At 38.6% G+C, this 18,223-nt stretch carries 3 protein-coding genes; all 3 read left to right on the top strand.

Annotation, left to right across the window (positions count from 1 at the left end; translation table 11 throughout):
* Positions 1-50: 50 nt before the first annotated feature.
* The 3 genes from PL_RS08700 to PL_RS08690 all read left to right on the top strand — a co-directional run bounded on the left by PL_RS08700 (position 51) and on the right by PL_RS08690 (position 18,192).
* Positions 51-4,580 (top strand): non-ribosomal peptide synthetase, encoded by a 4,530-nt coding sequence (locus PL_RS08700; RefSeq protein WP_041886447.1) that lies wholly within the window; start codon positions 51-53, stop codon positions 4,578-4,580.
* Between the two features lie 62 nt (positions 4,581-4,642).
* Positions 4,643-8,614 (top strand): amino acid adenylation domain-containing protein, encoded by a 3,972-nt coding sequence (locus PL_RS08695; RefSeq protein ID WP_348621463.1) that lies wholly within the window; start codon positions 4,643-4,645, stop codon positions 8,612-8,614.
* A gap of 50 nt (positions 8,615-8,664) precedes the next feature.
* A complete protein-coding gene (locus tag PL_RS08690) occupies positions 8,665-18,192 on the top strand; it encodes an amino acid adenylation domain-containing protein (RefSeq protein ID WP_348621461.1) in 9,528 nt (3,175 codons plus the stop codon).
* The last annotated feature ends 31 nt before the right edge of the window (positions 18,193-18,223 follow it).

The following is an 18,223-nucleotide window of genomic DNA, read 5'->3' as shown; positions in this document are numbered from 1 at the left end:
TACAAATGCTCAGCTAGCAGTTTGAGTTAAACATCATTTCAAATTTATCTATGGAAGGCTTTCATATTTCACCTGTACAAAAAAGAACCTGGGTACTGAATAAGTTAGGTTATTATTTCAACAATCTGATTTATATCAATATCAAAAAAGAACTTCTGGAAGACGATCTTCATGAAGCGATCAGTAAACTTGTAGAGCGGCATGAAATTTTAAGAACAAATTTTAAGATTCTTAATTATTCTTTATACCCTCTTCAGGTAATTGATCCACCTGCAACTCCTTCCATTGCTTTTGTTGATCTGACCAGGCTTTCGGCCGGCGATCAGGGAGATAAGCTGAAGGAAATATTCGGAAAAGTGCAGGACTATAAATCACAGTTCAAAGAAGAACATATTCTGACGGCTATATTATGTAAACTCAGAGAAGATGAATATAAGCTTATACTAAGTTTGCCAACCCTCTCAAGTGATTCTTATTCAATGACTCAATTTGTAAAACAGCTTACAGAGCTTTATACAGATTTAGACAATGAAGATTTAAGTGAAGAGGAAAATTATCAGTTTCACCAGTTTTCGGAGTGGCACAATGAGCTTCTGGATGAACCGGAAGAAGAAGCAAAAGAGTTTTGGAGCAAACAAAACTTTCTTCCTTATATGGATTTTCATTTGCCTTTTGAGCTTCCTGAACCTCAGAAAAAACAGTGTCAGCTTGCTTTACTTTCCATAAAAGCAGAACCTGTACTGTTTGACGCATTAAAGAAATTTTCAAATCGGTATGAAATTCCGGTTGCTACGCTGGTATTGAGCTGCTGGAATATTTTATTGTGGCAGTATTTGAATAAACCGGCCGATTTAGTAATAGGTAAGATAGAAGAAGGGAGGCACTACGATTTTTTCTTAAATATAGGCGGACCGCTTTCCAAAACGCTTCCTGTACATATACAAATTGACGGAAAAAAGAACATCCCCGAACTTTGTGCTCAAATACAATCTGTGCTTGATGAAGTAGTCTCCTGGCAGGATAACTTCAATCTGGAGTTACCTGAGGAAAGTATCCTGCTGAAAAATTTCCCCTATTTCTCTGCAGGCTTTGAGCATATCAATTATCAAAAATCGCCTGGTGATGGCTTCACCATTGAATCCATATACAGTAACAACGATCTGTTTAAATTAAAGCTTACCAGTCTGGAATCAGAGGAAGATATTCAATTTGATCTGAGCTTTCTGGTTGATTTTTTCGGAACAGAATCCATACAGTGTATCCAAAACCAATTGCTGAATTTAATTTCCGGTGTACTGAACAATCCGGATAAGGAAATTCAAACGCTATCAACCCCATCTTTGGCTGAGGTTAAGCTGATCGGTAATAGCAATGAAACTTCAGCAGACTCTACAGGGTATCATTCTATAATAGAATCTTTTGAAGAACAGGCGTCTTTAAGACCGGATCATATTGCATTAGTCTGTGAAGGGGTTTCTTTAACTTATCGCGAATTAAATGAAAAGGCTAATCAGGTAGCTGCCAGACTAATTGAATTATATGGGATAACTGAAGGTGATATAATCCCGGTCTGGCTTACCAGATCAGCAGAGTTGATCACAGCTATTTTAGGGATTCTGAAAACCCGTGCGGCTTTTCTTCCCCTGGATAGTAATACTCCGGTAGAACGAATCAATCTGATCCTGGAAGAAGTAAAACCTAAGGTGGTTTTTGTCGGGCAAAAAGAGGACAAACTGATTTCAGCTGCAGTACAGGTGGAAATATCTGCTGAGTGGTACAACACAGCCAGTACCGGTAATCTCCATCGCAAACCGGAAGTAAATGATGCTGCCTATGTCATCTATACTTCGGGCTCTACAGGCAAACCGAAAGGTGTAGTGATCAATCATTCATCCTTAACTAATTATGCAGAATGGTTTAAGACTACTTTTAAAATTAACAGTACCGACAGCACTTTACTATTTTCTTCAGTTGCTTTTGATCTTTGTTATACCAGCTTGTGGTCATCGTTAATTTCTGGTAGCAGTTTATATCTTTTACAGGAAAGTAATCCGCTGGATCCTGCAGCATTAACAAGAAGTCTTGTTGAGAATAAGATCACCTATATTAAACTTACGCCGTCTCATTTCAATATGATTGTAAATACTGATTTTGAGGAATTGGTTAAGCAATATAATCTGAGACTTGTAGTAATCGGAGGGGAGCAGATCAGGGTATCAGATCTTGAAAAATATTTCGGGTACAGAAAAGATGTACAGTTTGTAAATCACTATGGCCCTACAGAAACAACTGTAGGCTGTATCTATAAATCACTGAAATATGAAGATCTGGAGCAATTCAGGTCCAGAACGGTTATCGGTCGTCCAATCAGCAATACCAGAATTTATATTCTTAATGAGTTTAACCAGAGGGTACCGGTAGGGGTAACAGGTGAAATTTGTGTTGCCGGATCAGGTTTAGCTGCAGGGTATCTGAACAATAAGGAATTAACTGCAGCAAAGTTCATCATCAATCCCCTGGAATCAGGAAATCTGCTCTATCAGACAGGTGATCTGGGAAGGTGGACTGCTGAGGGAGAAATAGAATTTCTGGGAAGAAAAGACAGCCAGGTAAAAATCAGAGGATATAGAATAGAACCTGGAGAGATTGAAAGTATACTCAGACAACATGTGAAGGTATTGAATTCGGCAGTTATCGTAACAGAAGATATTTTCGGTGACAAAGAACTGGTCGGTTATGTAGAAAGCAAAGACAAAATAGAAGAGCAGGAACTTCAGAAATACTTAAGGATAAGGCTTCCTGAATATATGATCCCACCTCATATCTTTGTCCTGAATGAGTTACCCTTAACCCCAAATGGTAAAGTAAACAGAAAGGCCCTGCCTTCTAAAGAAGAATTTGCCCTGGCAGTAAATGTAGACTATGAAGGCCCCAGAAACCAGGTAGAAGAACAATTGACTGCTATATGGCAGGAAGTATTAGGGATTGAAAAAATAGGTATAAGAGACCACTTTTTCCAGATAGGGGGACATTCTTTAAAAGCGACCCGTGTAATGTCACGCATTCACAAAGAGCTTAAATCAAAGATAGAACTGAGAAATATTTTCAACTATCCGACAATAGCCGAGTTATCTGCTATCATCAAAACTACTGAAAACAATAATTACGAATACATCACTCCGCTTGGCAGGCAGCCTCACTATGACCTGTCTCATGCTCAGAAAAGACTTTGGCTCTCTGCACAGTTTGATGGCAGACAAAGCGTTTATAATATGCCTGGAGCATATGTTTTTGATGGGAGGATAAATATTGAAGCTTTTGAAAAAGCCTTCCATACTTTAATCAGACGTCATGAAATATTAAGAACTACCTTCATCACCGCTGAGGGAGAGCCCAAACAGAAAGTGCATGAAGCTGAAGATTTCAATTTTAAAATAGACTTCAAAGATATAAGAGGGGAATCTGATCCGGATAATTTAAAGTTACTGATTGATGCTGAAGCTATAGCGCCTTTCAACTTCAGGGCAGATCCGTTATTAAGAGCAAGGTTTCTTCAGCTGGAAGAGGAAAAATATCTTTTTCTGTTTACTATGCATCATATCATTACGGATGGCTGGTCATTAGAAATCATGGTCAATGAAATACTAACGCTGTATGATGCCTTTGCCAATGCCAAAGATCATACTTTACCACAATTAAAAATTCAATATAAGGACTATGCTTTCTGGCAAAACCAGCTCTTGTGTGGTGATGGGGTAGTAAAAAGCAAGAGTTACTGGAATGATAAATTTTCTGGTGAGCTGCCGGTTTTAAATATGGCGACAGACTTTCCCAGACCTGAAGTCAGAACTACTGCAGGTGCTATACACCAGATGATCATTAATGAAGAACTTACACAAGCTCTCAATAAACTGAGTCTGGAACAGGAAGCAAGTTTGTTTATGGTACTTCTTTCGTCTGTTAAGGCCCTGTTATTCAGGTATACAGATCAGACGGATATCATCATTGGAACTCCTATTGCCGGAAGAGAGCATATTGACCTGGAAAATCAGATTGGATTGTACTTAAACAGTCTGCCATTGCGCACCGGATTTAAAAAGAATGAAACCTTTAAATCACTCCTTCAATTAGTAAAAGAAGTTGTACTTGATGCGTTCACTCATCAGAGTTATCCCTTTGACAAGTTAATCGAAGACCTTAATATAGAAAGGGATACAAGCCGCTCTCCATTATTTGATGTAGTTGTTATGTTCGACAATACCGAGCTTACCGGGCCGACGGTAAAAGAACTTGCCGGAATAAAAGTTACTCCCTATGAGTCTGATAACAGGATTAATACCATTGATATCAGAATTGTTTTCAGAGAAGCCAATGGTATTATAGACTTTAGCATAGACTATAATAAAGATGTTTTTAATAGTGAGACTATCAGGACATTTATGGAAAGAATACAAATCCTTCTGGAAAATGTCGTGAAAAACCCTGATATCCTGCTCAGCGATATCTCTTTGTCGCCAGGTAATAATCTGATTCAAAATGAAGAAAATTCACTGGACCAGGTATTTAATCTGAATTTTTAAAATACCCTGAGCGGAAACAACTGACCAAATAAAAAATCAACCACAACATTTCTAAAATTTCAATGAAAAGAATAGACAAGACAATATTTACAGACAGTAAATACGAAAAACACATCGGGTATTGGGAACAATTCAAAACAGTATGTCCTGACAGCTATCTTTTTTTACAGAAGAAATCCATTGTTGCGGACAAGAGCGCTTTTAAACTTCAAAATTTTAAAATCAGCAATCCGGGTGTAGCCAGTATTAAAAAACTGGCAGGGGAAAGCCATACAGGGATTTTTACTATTCTTCTGTCTGCCATTGGTATCCTTATTCATAAGTATACAGGGGAGGAAAGTATGATCATTGATACGCCGTTATTTGAGCTCAAAAATCAGGAGGAGGTCTTTACCGAAAGGGTGCCTTTATTATTGAATATTAAATCAGAAGATATACTGAAGACCTATTTGCAGGTTTGTCAGAACAGTATCAGAGGGCATTACCAGTTCCAGAACTTTCCTCTTGAATATTTTAATGCCACCGGGAATACATCTTGTACCACGAATGTTCTGATCCAATTTTCAGAAATACACAAGGCTATTTCTGATTTAAGTGTTTATGACCTGATTATAAACATAGAAAAGGATAATGACGGGCTTAAACTGAACTTCCTGTTCAACGAAAATGCCTTTGGATCCGGATTTATCTCGGGCATAGCTGAACATCTCGAAGTTATACTTGCTGGTTTGGGAAATCTTGACGCGGCTATCCGTAACATGAGTATCCTTACCCAAAACGAACAGGACAAATTATTAACAGGCTTCAGTGGCCTGGATTTCCCTTATACGGAGAAAACCATCGTGGATCTTTTTGAAGAGCAGGTTGGAATATCAGGCGATCAGACAGCCCTGGTTTTTGAAAATACTCACCTGACCTACCGGGAGCTGGATCAAAGAGCTAATCAATTGGCAAACTGTCTGATAGATGAATATAAAGTAAAGCCGGGAGATGTAGTTTCCCTGATAGCTGAACGCTCTGAAAACGTAATCATAGCTTTGCTTGGGATCATGAAAACGGGAGCGGTTTATCTTCCGGTTGATCCGGGTATTCCTAAAAAGAGAATGCAGCATATTCTGACTGATGCTAAGGTCAGTATGGTAATCACAGATTCCAGCTTAATATTTGACAATGATTTTGGCAGCTGTCCTTTATTTGCCCTGGATGTTCAGTTGTCCTTGCTGGAGACTTCAATCGAAAGCCCTGGCAAACTCAGTAAGCCCAATGATATTGCTTATATCATTTATACTTCCGGGTCTACCGGACAACCAAAAGGAGTTGCTATCAGACATATCAGCATTAGTGCGAGGAGTGTTGGTTTTAACGATTATCTGGGAATGACCTCAAATGATAATGTATTACATTTTGCTTCCATAGGATTTGATGCTTCCATCTATGAAGTTCAACTGGCTCTGCTTGCCGGTGGTAAACTGATCATGGCTGGTAGCAATGAAAAAAATGATATTAACAAGTTTCTCGAACTGCTGGATAAACAGAAAATATCTTTCGCAACACTACCCCCGGCATTTATGAAACTCCTGGAGCGCAGAGAGCTTCCATACTTAAAGAAGCTGGTATCTACAGGAGAAGGCGCCGCCCTGGAGGATGCTATCTTTTATTCGGGCATAAAAGATTTTTACAATGGCTATGGTCCTACAGAAACCTGTATTGGCGCCACTTTCTATCTTGCGGATTACAACAAGAGAGCTCAGTACAGGAGCAATAGTAATATCCCTATTGGAAAGCCATTTTACAATACAAAAGTTCTTGTCTTAGACAAAGATCTGGCTTTGGTTCCAATAGGTATTCCGGGAGAATTATATGTTTCGGGTGTCGGATTATCTCCTGGATATATCAATAATGAAAATTTTACCAAAGAGAGATTTCTTGCCAATCCCTATAGTACAGACGATAAGGACAGGGTTATTTACAAAACCGGGGATCTTGGAAAGTGGAATGAAGACGGTGAGCTGGAATACCTGGGAAGGGTTGATGATCAGGTGCAGATACATGGCATGCGCGTAGAATTGGGTGAGATTGAACAGGTGCTTATGCGCAACGAATTTGTAAAAGAAGCCATTGTAATTGTATATGAAAATGAAGGTAATAAGGAACTGGTGGCTTACTGGGTCAATAGGGATGAAAGATCTTCTGGTATAATCAGCAGCAGCGATTTCAAAGATTTTCTTCGCCAGTACCTGCCAATGTACATGATTCCCGCGCAATTCATCTGCCTTGATGCTTTCCCGCTAAATTCAAATGGTAAAACAGATAAAAAATCGCTGCCGGATCCGGCTGAGTTTTCAAATAAAGAAACTCACATAGAACCCCGTAATGAAGAAGAAAGGCAACTGCTGCAAATCTGGAAAGAGGTGCTCAAAAAAGAAAACATTGGTATTCGTGATAACTTTTTCGATGTAGGTGGTAACTCCCTGAATGCTGTTCAGATTTCCACCCGGATCTATAAATCCATGAATAGCCTGATAGAAGTAAAAATTATCTTCTCCAATCCAACTATTGAGCATCTTGCCTCTATTATTAATACAAAATCTTTAATGGAGTATCAGCAGATAACTCCCATTGAAGAAAAGCCATTTTATGAGATCTCGAATGCTCAAAAGAGGTTGTGGATTCTTGCCCAGGTTGGAGATAAACTGGCTTATAATATGCCTTTGACTTTTATACTGAAAGGTGATTTAAACAGAACTGCATTTCAGCAGGCATTTGAAAAACTGATAGATCGCCATGAAGTATTAAGGAGCACATTTAAGCTCATAGAAGGTGAACCCAGACAGCTCATTAAAGCTTATAAAGAGACAGGTTTTGAGGTGGGGTATATTAATCTGGATAATGAACGCATCAGCGATCAGGAATTACAGGAGCTGGTAACGGCTGAAGCTCAGCAGGTTTTTGATTTTGAACAGGGTCCTTTGTTAAGAGCAAAGCTGGTTAAACTTAAAGATGAAGAGCATTTGTTTTTGTTTACCATCCATCATATCGTGGCAGATCATTGGTCTATGCAAATTATTGTCAGTGAGTTAACTGCTTTTTACAATGATTACAGCTCCGGTAAAATACCGGTAGCGGAGCCACTTAAAATCCAGTATAAGGATTACGCCAGCTGGATAAATAATTCACTTTCAAATGATAATCTCAATATTCACCAGCAATATTGGTTAAACAAGCTTCAGGGAGAGCTTCCTGTCTTAAATCTTCCTAAAGATTATGAGGCTGCTTCGGGTAGAACTTCGAATGGTGATGTCTTTCATTTTACGATTGCTGAAGAACTGACTAAAAATCTAAAAGATCTTGCTGCCAGGTATAAGGCATCACTTTATATGACACTGCTGAGTGCTGTCAATGTATTATTGTTTAAATACAGTGATCAAACCGATATCCTGATTGGTACATCGACTACGGTAAGAAAGCATATGGAGCTGGAAGATCAGGTAGGACTGTATCTTAATCAAATTGTTTTGAGAGGGCAGTTCAATCCTTTGGATTCCTTTGCCGGTTTACTGGATAATATTAAAGAGGTAACTCTTGAAGCTTATGAGCATCAGATCTTTCCTTTAGATACTTTAATTGAAAGTCTTAATCTTAAATCTGTACCGGGTGGCGGGGCTAATCTATTTGATGTAATGGTGGATTTACAGGAAATCAATTCTGCTGATGAAGGAAAATCGTTCGACGGAATAGAAGTGGAAAATTACGATACCAGTAATATTTTTAGCCGTATGGATCTCACCTTTAATTTTAAGGACTACGGGCAGGAGATAGAAGGTGGTATAATCTACTGCAAGGATCTGTTCAGTACTAATACAATCAAAGAACAAGCTGGCTATCTAATTGAAATACTGGAAACTATAGTTCAGCACCCAGAGCTTACCCTGGTTGCTGTTATCAAACTTTGTGACAACAAAATCAGTGAAATCAAAGGATTTCAGAAGCTGAAAAAAAGAGAGAATTCGTTACGAAAACTGATGGATCTTTAAAATTTTATAGTCCCGGTTTTTACCCTCAAAATTGTTTTAATCCCCATCCTATGACCCAGAAAGAATCTATTTCTTCAATAGCAATATCTTCGTCTCAGCAAAGAGTTTTGAATTTACAGGAGGAAAATGGTCCTTTATATGTTCAGTGCGCAGTTGAACTAAGCACTGAATTTAATGATATAATTAATCCTGAAAAACTTCGTTTTGCAGCTGCAGGTGTACTCAGTAAATATGATGTATTAAGAACAGGCTATCATAAGTCTGGTGTGCTTTGGTCTGCGACCCTGCAATCTGACAATTCAAAAGGTGTAAATTTCGAAATTATAAACCTTAACGGGGATAATAATTACGATCAGTACCTGGATTACCAAAAAGAGAAAGCACTGAGTCTGAAAACCTCTTCGGAATCAGTATTCAATATTTTATTTCTCAGAATTTCTGATCAATCGGGATTTTTACTGTTTCTGGTACCAGCGGTTGCTGCAGACAGTACATCCCTGAAAAATATAGTCAGAGACTTTTGTGATTTATATCTTGATAGAGATAATAATCACAATGGCTCAGTAATTTCTTATCAGAAATTCTGTAAATGGCAGCATGACCTGTTACAGGATCCTGGTGAAGAGGTGATTGACTTTTGGAAGAAATATAACTACAAGGCGTATTTAAATGTAAAAAATCCATTTGAATTAAGTACAGAGACCGGTAACAGGCAGTCTGCCAGCAAAAGTCCGGAGCGGAAAAATCTGAGACTGCGGGTTGATGGACCAGATTATGAAAAGCTAAAAAGTCTTTCTTTAAAATATGAGCTGAAACAGGAAGTGATTATACTGGTTTGTTTAAATATCCTGATGGTCAAATATGCTCCGGCTGACCATGTTTCAATTGGTATGGTCATCAATGAAAGGATGTTTGAAGAGCTTAATTCTACTGTTGGGTTAATTGCTAAAGTTCTTCCGGTGATGGTTGAGACTGAGGCATCATTATCGCCAGTGGATTTATTTAACCAGCTCAGCAACAGAATTGAAGAGCTTACAGAGTTTCAGGATGGGTTTGATCTTGAAAAAGAATTGGGAGAAAATGGGTTTTTTCCTATAGGATTTGAAAGTATTCTGCTTACTGAAGAACCTGGTTCGGAAACGACTGCTTTTAAGTTCGAAAATTTTATCAGTCATACTGACCGCTTTAAATTGAAACTGGTTGCGCTTGAAAAAAAGGACTCACTTGTATTAGATTTCTATTTTGATCCTGTTTATTACAATCAGGAAGCAATTGAAACCATCGCTTCACATTATAGGGCCTTATTGGGCAATGTTCTGGAAAATCCTTCGAAGAAAATAACTGAATATAAAGTTGTCAGTGCTTTGGAAAGAAAGAGAATTCTGGATGAATTTAATCCTTTGCCAAAACCAGGCGATTCTTCAAAGTTAATTGTAGAATTGTTCGAAGACCATGCTGAACATTCTCCGGAGGCTATAGCATTGGTAACTCCATCTGGAAAGTTCACTTATAAAGAAGTAAATGTATGGTCGAATAAGCTGGCTCATTACCTCCGGGAAGAGTATCAGGTAAAACCGGGCGATATCGTCGGGATTTTACTGGATAGATCAGAGTGGATGATTGTAAGTGTACTGGCTATATTAAAATCGGGTGCGGCTTATTTGCCTATTGATCCTGAATATCCAAAAGAAAGACGCAAATATCTGCTGGAGGATTCTAAAACCCAGGTGCTCATTACCGGATCGGACTATGTGTTTGACCTGGATATTTACCAGGGACAGCTGTTTGCCGTGGATCTTCAGATGGATTCGCTGGAGACAGATTCTGCAAATCCTGTAGCTATTCACAAAAGCAGTGATCTTGCTTATGTAATTTATACTTCAGGATCCACAGGTTTGCCTAAAGGTTGTTTAATTGAACATCACAGTCTTTACAATTATGTTACCTGGGCAAATGCCTTTTACTTTGAAGATTACTCTGGTGGTGATTTTGATTTATTCAGCTCATTGTCGTTTGATTTTACGATTACCAGCATTTTTTGTGCGCTGACCAGAGGCAGGCTGATTAACATATTTGACCCGTCTGCAGCCATCAATAAGATCCTGGAACAAAGTTTTAGCCCTTCTTCTTTAACTGATTCTATTAAGCTGACGCCTTCACATATTTCTTTATTGCAGTATCTGGATATCAGCTCTACGCGTATCAAAAAGGTAATTACCGGAGGAGAAGCATTGACACTGAAGCATGTTGAAATACTTAAAAATATTGATCCTGCTATAGAAATCTTTAATGAATATGGCCCGACAGAGGCAACTGTTGGATGTATTGTGAAAAAAGTAGAAAGTGAAGATGTTAAGGTTCTTATTGGAAAACCTATTGCCAATATGAGAATTTACATCCTGGATACTGACCTGGACGTTTGTCCGATTGCGGTTTCAGGTGAAATTTACATAGCTGGGGAAGGTCTTGCCAGAGGCTATCTGAACAGAAATGAGCTGAATATTCAAAAGTTTATTTCAAATCCGTTTCAGGCCGGGGAATTTCTCTATAAAACCGGCGATACAGGAAGATGGCTTCCCGATGGAAACATTGAATATCTTGGCAGAAATGACGATCAGGTTAAGATCAATGGTTACAGAGTAGAGCTTGGAGAAACCGAACAATATCTTTTAGCTAATTTTCAGGCATTTAAAGAAGTTACTGTAATTACACGCCACGACAAAGAAAATACATTATATCTTGCGGCATACATCGTAACGGATGATCAGCTTGATTCCTCTGCTTTAAGATTATCGCTTGCAGCTTCTTTACCAGAATATATGATTCCGCGGTATTTTGTGAAGCTGGATAAACTGCCACTTACGGTAAATGGTAAGGCAGATAAGAATTTACTTCCTGATCCGGAAACTGTAATACAGGATGAACTTACCTATACGGCCCCTGAAACACCAACAGAAAGAAGTTTACAGCTTTTGTGGGTAGAAGTATTGGGTGTGAAAAGGGTAGGGACGAATGATAAGTTTCTAGAAATAGGAGGCCATTCGCTGAAAGCCGTACAAATGGTATCCAGAATTTATAAGGAACTGCAGATTCAGATTGAGCTCAGAGATATCTTTGAGCAGGAAACGATCAGAGGACTTGCGGCATTGGTTGATAACAGTGTCAAAACTAAATATGAAAAAATACAGCCGGTAGCAGAACAAAGCTATTATGACTTGTCTAATGGGCAGAAGCGTCTTTGGATAATTGATCAGTTAGGAGAAGAAAAATCAGCCTATCATGTTTTAGGCAGTTATCAATTGGAAGGTTCTTTAAACCAGGCTGGATTGGAATGGGCACTACATACGATTATTGATCGCCATGAGATTTTAAGAACAAATTTTATTGTTGCACAAGGAGAACCCAAACAAAAGATCCATGCTCCAGGGGGAAATAAATTCAAGATAGACTATAAGGATCTGAGAGATGTGGCGGATTCAAAGGCTTCTGCCAGTGAACTTGTATCGGCGCAGGTCAGCAAAGCTTTTGATCTTAGCAGTGATATTTTAGTAAGGGGCCTGCTGATCCGGGAAGAAGATGAGCGATATATACTGGTGATGGTTATGCACCATATCATCTCTGATGGCTGGTCTATGGAAGTTCTGGTGAAAGAATTTCTGAAATTATATGCTGCATACCTGAAAGGGAATGGTAATGAGCTGACACCACTAAGAATTCAATATAAGGATTATGCAGGCTGGCAGCAGGAGCAGTTAAGCGGTGAACATTTGTCTGCCAGTAAAAAGTACTGGACAGAAGAATTCAGCGGAGAAATTCCGGTGCTTGATCTGCCAGGCGACAGACCACGTCCTGTTCAGAGAACTTACAATGGAAGCAGAGAAATTATAAGTCTGAGTACTGAATTAAGCTCGGGATTAAGAAGTTACAGTCAGCGTAAAGGAGTAAGCCTTTTTATGAGTTTGTTAGCTGGGGTAAAGACATTGTTATTCAAATACAGCCATCAGGAAGATATTGTAATCGGTACTCCGGTTGCCGGGAGAGATCACTATGATCTGGAAGATCAGATGGGTTTATATATCAATACTTTGGCTATCAGGACTAAGTTTTCGGCAGAAGAGAGCTTAGGTGTGCTGATTGATAAGGTAAAAGATAAAACAGTTGCAGGTTTTAATCATCAGCAATATCCTTTCGATTACCTGGTAGATAGCCTGGAACTGGAAAGAGAGGCGAACCGTAATCCGATATTTGATGTACTGGTAGCCTTGCAGAATATCAGTCTCGGGAATGAGGCAGAGTCTATGGAAGGAATAACTGTCACTCCTTATCAAACAGAACAGGCAATAAGCAAATTTGATCTGACTTTCAATTTTATAGATGGTGAACAGGAAATCAGGGGCATTATAGAATATAACAGCGATTTATATCATAAAGAGCGAATTGAGCGGATGATAAGCCATCTTGAGCAGATCTTAAACAAGCTGGTGGAAGATGATCGGGTATTACTTAAAGATCTGGAGTATATTACTCCGGGAGAGCAAAAGCAACTGCTGGAGGATTTTAACCTGACTATAACAAATTATCCTGGTGAAAAAACGGTACAGGAAATGTTTGAGGAGCAGGTATTGAAAACACCTGAGGCAACGGCAATAGTTATTGGTGAAACAAAATTAAGTTATAAAGAACTCAATGAACGGGCCAACCAGTTAGCTCATTATTTAAGGCAGGCTTATGCAGTCAAAGCAGATGATCTGATTGGAATAATGGCAGATCGTGATGAACAAATGGTTATCGGAATATTGGGGATTTTAAAGTCTGGTGCAGCCTATCTGCCTGTTGATCCGAATTATCCGGATGAAAGGGTAAGGTATATGCTAAATGATGGTAAGGTGAAAATATTACTGTCAGCAGATCAGAGTTTCGCATTGAAATACGATTTGAGTGATTTAGAAGTAGTCATGTTAGAAGGGGAAAACGTAATGTTTTCTGGCTATCATTCAACTAATCCTGTCTTAGTCAACAAATCATCGGATCTGTGCTATGTGATGTATACTTCTGGTTCAACAGGAGCTCCAAAAGGGGTTGCAGTTGAACATAAGAGTGTAATACGTTTAGTGAAACAGACTAATTATACTGCGCTAAACAATACACATAAGGTATTACAGTTATCTAATTATGTATTTGACGGATCTGTATTTGATCTGTATGGGGCACTTTTAAACGGCGCAGAACTATATCTGGTGAGCAAAGATGTTCTGCTCTCTAATGAGAGACTTGTACACTATATCATAGTGAATGAGATTAATATTACCTTCATTACAACTGCCTTATTTAATAATCTCGTTGATTTTAAACCAGAAATAATTTCCTGTTTTGATAAGATATATTTTGGTGGGGAATTAGCTTCACCAAAACATATTGCTATCGCATTAGCGAACAGGAAAACGCCGGAAAGTATCGTTCACGTATATGGCCCGACTGAAGGTACTACGTTTTCTACTTATCATGTTATAGAATCTTTAGCAGCCAATGCCACTTCTGTTAGTATAGGGAGACCTGTATCCAACAGTAGTGTATTTATACTGGATCAAAATCTGCAGCTGGTACCTGTAGGGATATCAGGGGAGATATACATTGGAGGCGATGGACTGGCAAGGGGATATTTTGGAAAAGAAGAGTTAACTGTCCGGCAATTTCCTGCTCATCCCTACAAAGCAGGAAGCAGATTGTATAAAACAGGAGATATGGGCAGGTGGATGGAAGATGGTACTATAGAATTTTTGGGCAGGACAGACTACCAGGTGAAAATCAGAGGATACCGGATAGAGCTGGGTGAGGTAGAATCAGTAATGCGGGAATGTGAAGGGATAGAAGATGTGCTGGTCATCGTCACTGAATCCGGATCGGAAAAACAACTGACAGGTTATTACAAATCTGAAGAAGAAATAGAACCTGCCGAAGTAAGGGCTTATCTGAAAAGTAAACTGCCGGATTATATGATTCCATCAGGAATCATCAAACTGAAGTTTTTCCCATTGACGCTGAACGGAAAAATTGATAAGAGTGCCTTGCCGGTTCCTGGTGGAGAGATCATCAGAGAAGTGGAATATCATGCTGCAACAAATGAAATGGAGAAACGCATGGTTGTATTATGGGAAGAGATATTAGGGAAAAGTGGAATCGGCATCAAAGATAAGTTCATCGAAAACGGAGGACATTCCCTGAAAGCTATGCAACTGGTTTCAAGGGTATATAAAGACCTGAATATACAAATTGATCTTAAGGATATATTTGCACTGGAAACGATAGAGGCCATATCTGCTCATCTGATTAATAGTACTGAATCAATATATGCAGGTATTGAACGTGTGGAAGATCAGGAGTATTATGAATTATCACATGGACAAAAACGTTTATGGATATTGGACCAGTTAGGTGTGGAAAAATCTGCTTATCATGTACTGGGCAGTTATAAGCTGGAAGGCGAATTGAATGTAGCCGGTTTTGAATGGTCACTTTCTGCCATTGTAAACAGACATGAAATTTTACGGACAAGTTTTAAAGAAGTTGGTGGTGTACCTAAACAAAAAGTTCATGATATCACAGAAAAAAGTGAATTCAGAATTCTGTTTAAGGATCTGAGGGGAGCAGAAGAAGCAGAGGTTCTTGCTAAAGATCTTATTGACGAACACGTAAATAAAGGATTTGATTTAACTCAGGTTCCATTGTTAAGATGTTTATTGATTCAGACCGGGGATCAGGAGTATATCTTCATTCTTGTGATGCATCATATCATTTCAGATGGCTGGTCAATGGAAATTCTGGTAAAGGAATTTTTATGTTTATATGATGCTTATCTGAAAGATAAAATACACGAGTTGCCACCGCTAAAGATTCAATACCGGGATTATGCAGCCTGGCAGCAAAAACACCTGAGCGATGTTAAATCAGCTCCTGACCAGCAATATTGGAAAGAAGAGTTTAAGCATGGAATACCTTTACTAAACTTGCCTGGTGACCGTCCGCGTCCTGTTATAAAAACTTATAACGGAAGCAGAGAAACGGTACAGTTAAATAAAGAACTAAGTGACAGCTTAAAAAAATATAGTCAGAGCAGGGGTGTAAGTTTATTCATGAGCTTATTGGGATGTGTAAAAGCATTATTGCATAAATATAGCCATCAGGAGAATATTGTAATTGGAACTCCGATAGCCGGAAGGGGCCATTATGATCTGGAGGAACAACTGGGGTTATATATCAATATGATTCCTATCCGGACAGAAATTTCATCAGAAGATAGCTTAAGAACACTGATAGAAAAGATTAAAGCCAAAACAGTAATGGGTTATGATCATCAGGCCTATCCCTTTGATTATATCGTTGAAGACCTGGTAAAGGTGAGGGATACGAGCCGGAGCCCAATATTTGATGTTATGGTCGTTTTACAGAATATGGCATTGACCAGCGATACTGAAGTATTGGAAGGAATACAGGTTAAAGCCTATGATGCTGAACAGACCATAAGCAAGTTTGACCTTACCTTTAATTTTGTGGATACGGGGGAAGGGATAAAGGGAGTTATAGAGTTTAATACTGATTTATTTGACAGGGACCGGATTGAGCGGATGGTTAGTCACTATGAGCAAATGGTGAGCAGGCTTGTGGATAATGATGAAGTTTTGTTAAAAGACGTAGAGTATATTACAAAAACAGAACGAAACCAGTTATTGGAAGGTTTTAATGATGTAAATGCTGAATACCCAAGAGATAAAACGATTCAAAGCATATTTGAAGAACAGGTACTCCGCACACCAGAATCAATTGCGGTGGTATTTGAGGACGTAGCTTTGAGTTATAGTCAACTTAATGAAGCCTCTAATCAGTTAGCCCTTTATCTGAGAGATAAGTATAAAATTAAGGCAGGTGACCTGGTTGGATTAATGGTAGAGCGTACGGAGTTAATGATTATAGGGATATTGGGAATCCTGAAATCCGGCGCAGCTTATTTACCGATAGAACCAGCTTATCCTGAAGACAGAATAAGGTTTACTATAACAGATGCGTCTATAAAGACCCTGATAACTGATGGAAGCATAACGCATATAGAAAGTATCATCAGTGGTGTTAGTGTTGTGTCTTTAAAGGAGGATAAAAAACAGATAGAGAAATATCCGGTAGAGAATCTTCAGGAAATTAATACTGCTAAAGATCTTGCCTATGTAATTTATACCTCTGGTTCAACCGGTAATCCTAAAGGGGTAATGGTGGAACATAAAAATGTAATTCAGTTGTTATATAATGATCAGTTTCAGTTCTCCTTTGATGAAAAAGATATCTGGCCTGTTTTCCATTCTATTTGTTTTGATGTTTCTGTCTGGGAAATCTTTGGAGGTCTTTTATATGGAGGAAAACTGATTGTTGTATCCAAAAAAACAACCCTGGATCCACACGGTTATCTAAGGCTTCTGGAAAAGGAGAAGGTAACTGTTCTGAATAAAATCCCAAGTACATTTGAAGGAATAGTATTGCAGGCAACTGATACAGTTTCTTATGATTTAGCACTGAGATATGTGATTTTTGCCGGTGAGGCCTTAAATCCTACTATCTTAAAAAAGTGGCATATTATATATCCGCAGATAAAATTTGTCAACCTGTATGGAATCACAGAGATTACAGTACACGGAAACTATAAGGAAATTACAGCAGCTGAGATGGAGTCGGGTACCAATAATATTGGAAAACCATTGCCTGCCAATAATCTTTATATTTTTGATCAGTTCAATAAACTTGTACCTGTAGGAGTAATCGGCGAGATCGTAATCGGCGGAGAGGGAGTAACCAGGGGATACCTCAACAGAAAGGAATTAACTCAGGAGCGGTATATAAAAAACCCTTATAATTTAACGGAAACTGTTTATCGTTCAGGGGATTTAGGTATGCGTATGCCTAATGGAGAAGTACTGTACTGCGGACGAAATGACTTCCAGGTAAAAATAAGAGGTTTCAGAGTAGAACTTGGTGAAATAGAAAATCAGTTATCCAGATACCTGAAGATAGAGAACGCTGTAGTTTTATCCAGAGATGATGCTCAGGGGGATAAATACCTGGTTGCTTATATCTTATCTAAGGAAGAATATTCCGGAAAAGATTTAAGGACTTATCTTAAAGCCACGCTTCCTGATTACATGATACCTGCCTATTTTATATTTCTTGAAAATTTTCCGCTGACTTTTAACGGGAAGTTAGATCGGAATGCACTTCCGTCACCTGAAATATTTGAACTCAAATCTGAGGTAAAGTTTGAAGAGGCGCAGAATGAAGTGGAAAGCTTTATCAAGCTCATATGGGAAGATATACTGAGTGTAAAACCTATAGGAACGCGGGATAACTTTTTTGAGATTGGCGGAAACTCGCTGAAGATTATAAGAACTTTCAAAATGATTAATGAAAAGTATCCTGATCTGATTAAGATCGCTGATATGTTTGATTATCCAACAATTAAAGATCAGGCTTATCTGATCTTAAATCACTCTCAGTCTAAAAGTGAGGAAGAAACGGAGTTCAAAGTCTTTGAACTTTAATACACCTGTAAAGAATTGAAATAATCTTAAT

This window comes from Pedobacter lusitanus, assembly GCF_040026395.1.
GTDB classification, from domain to species: domain Bacteria; phylum Bacteroidota; class Bacteroidia; order Sphingobacteriales; family Sphingobacteriaceae; genus Pedobacter; species Pedobacter lusitanus.
The sequence above is the reverse complement of the archived record's forward strand: the minus strand, read 5'-3'. Positions and strand labels throughout refer to the sequence as shown.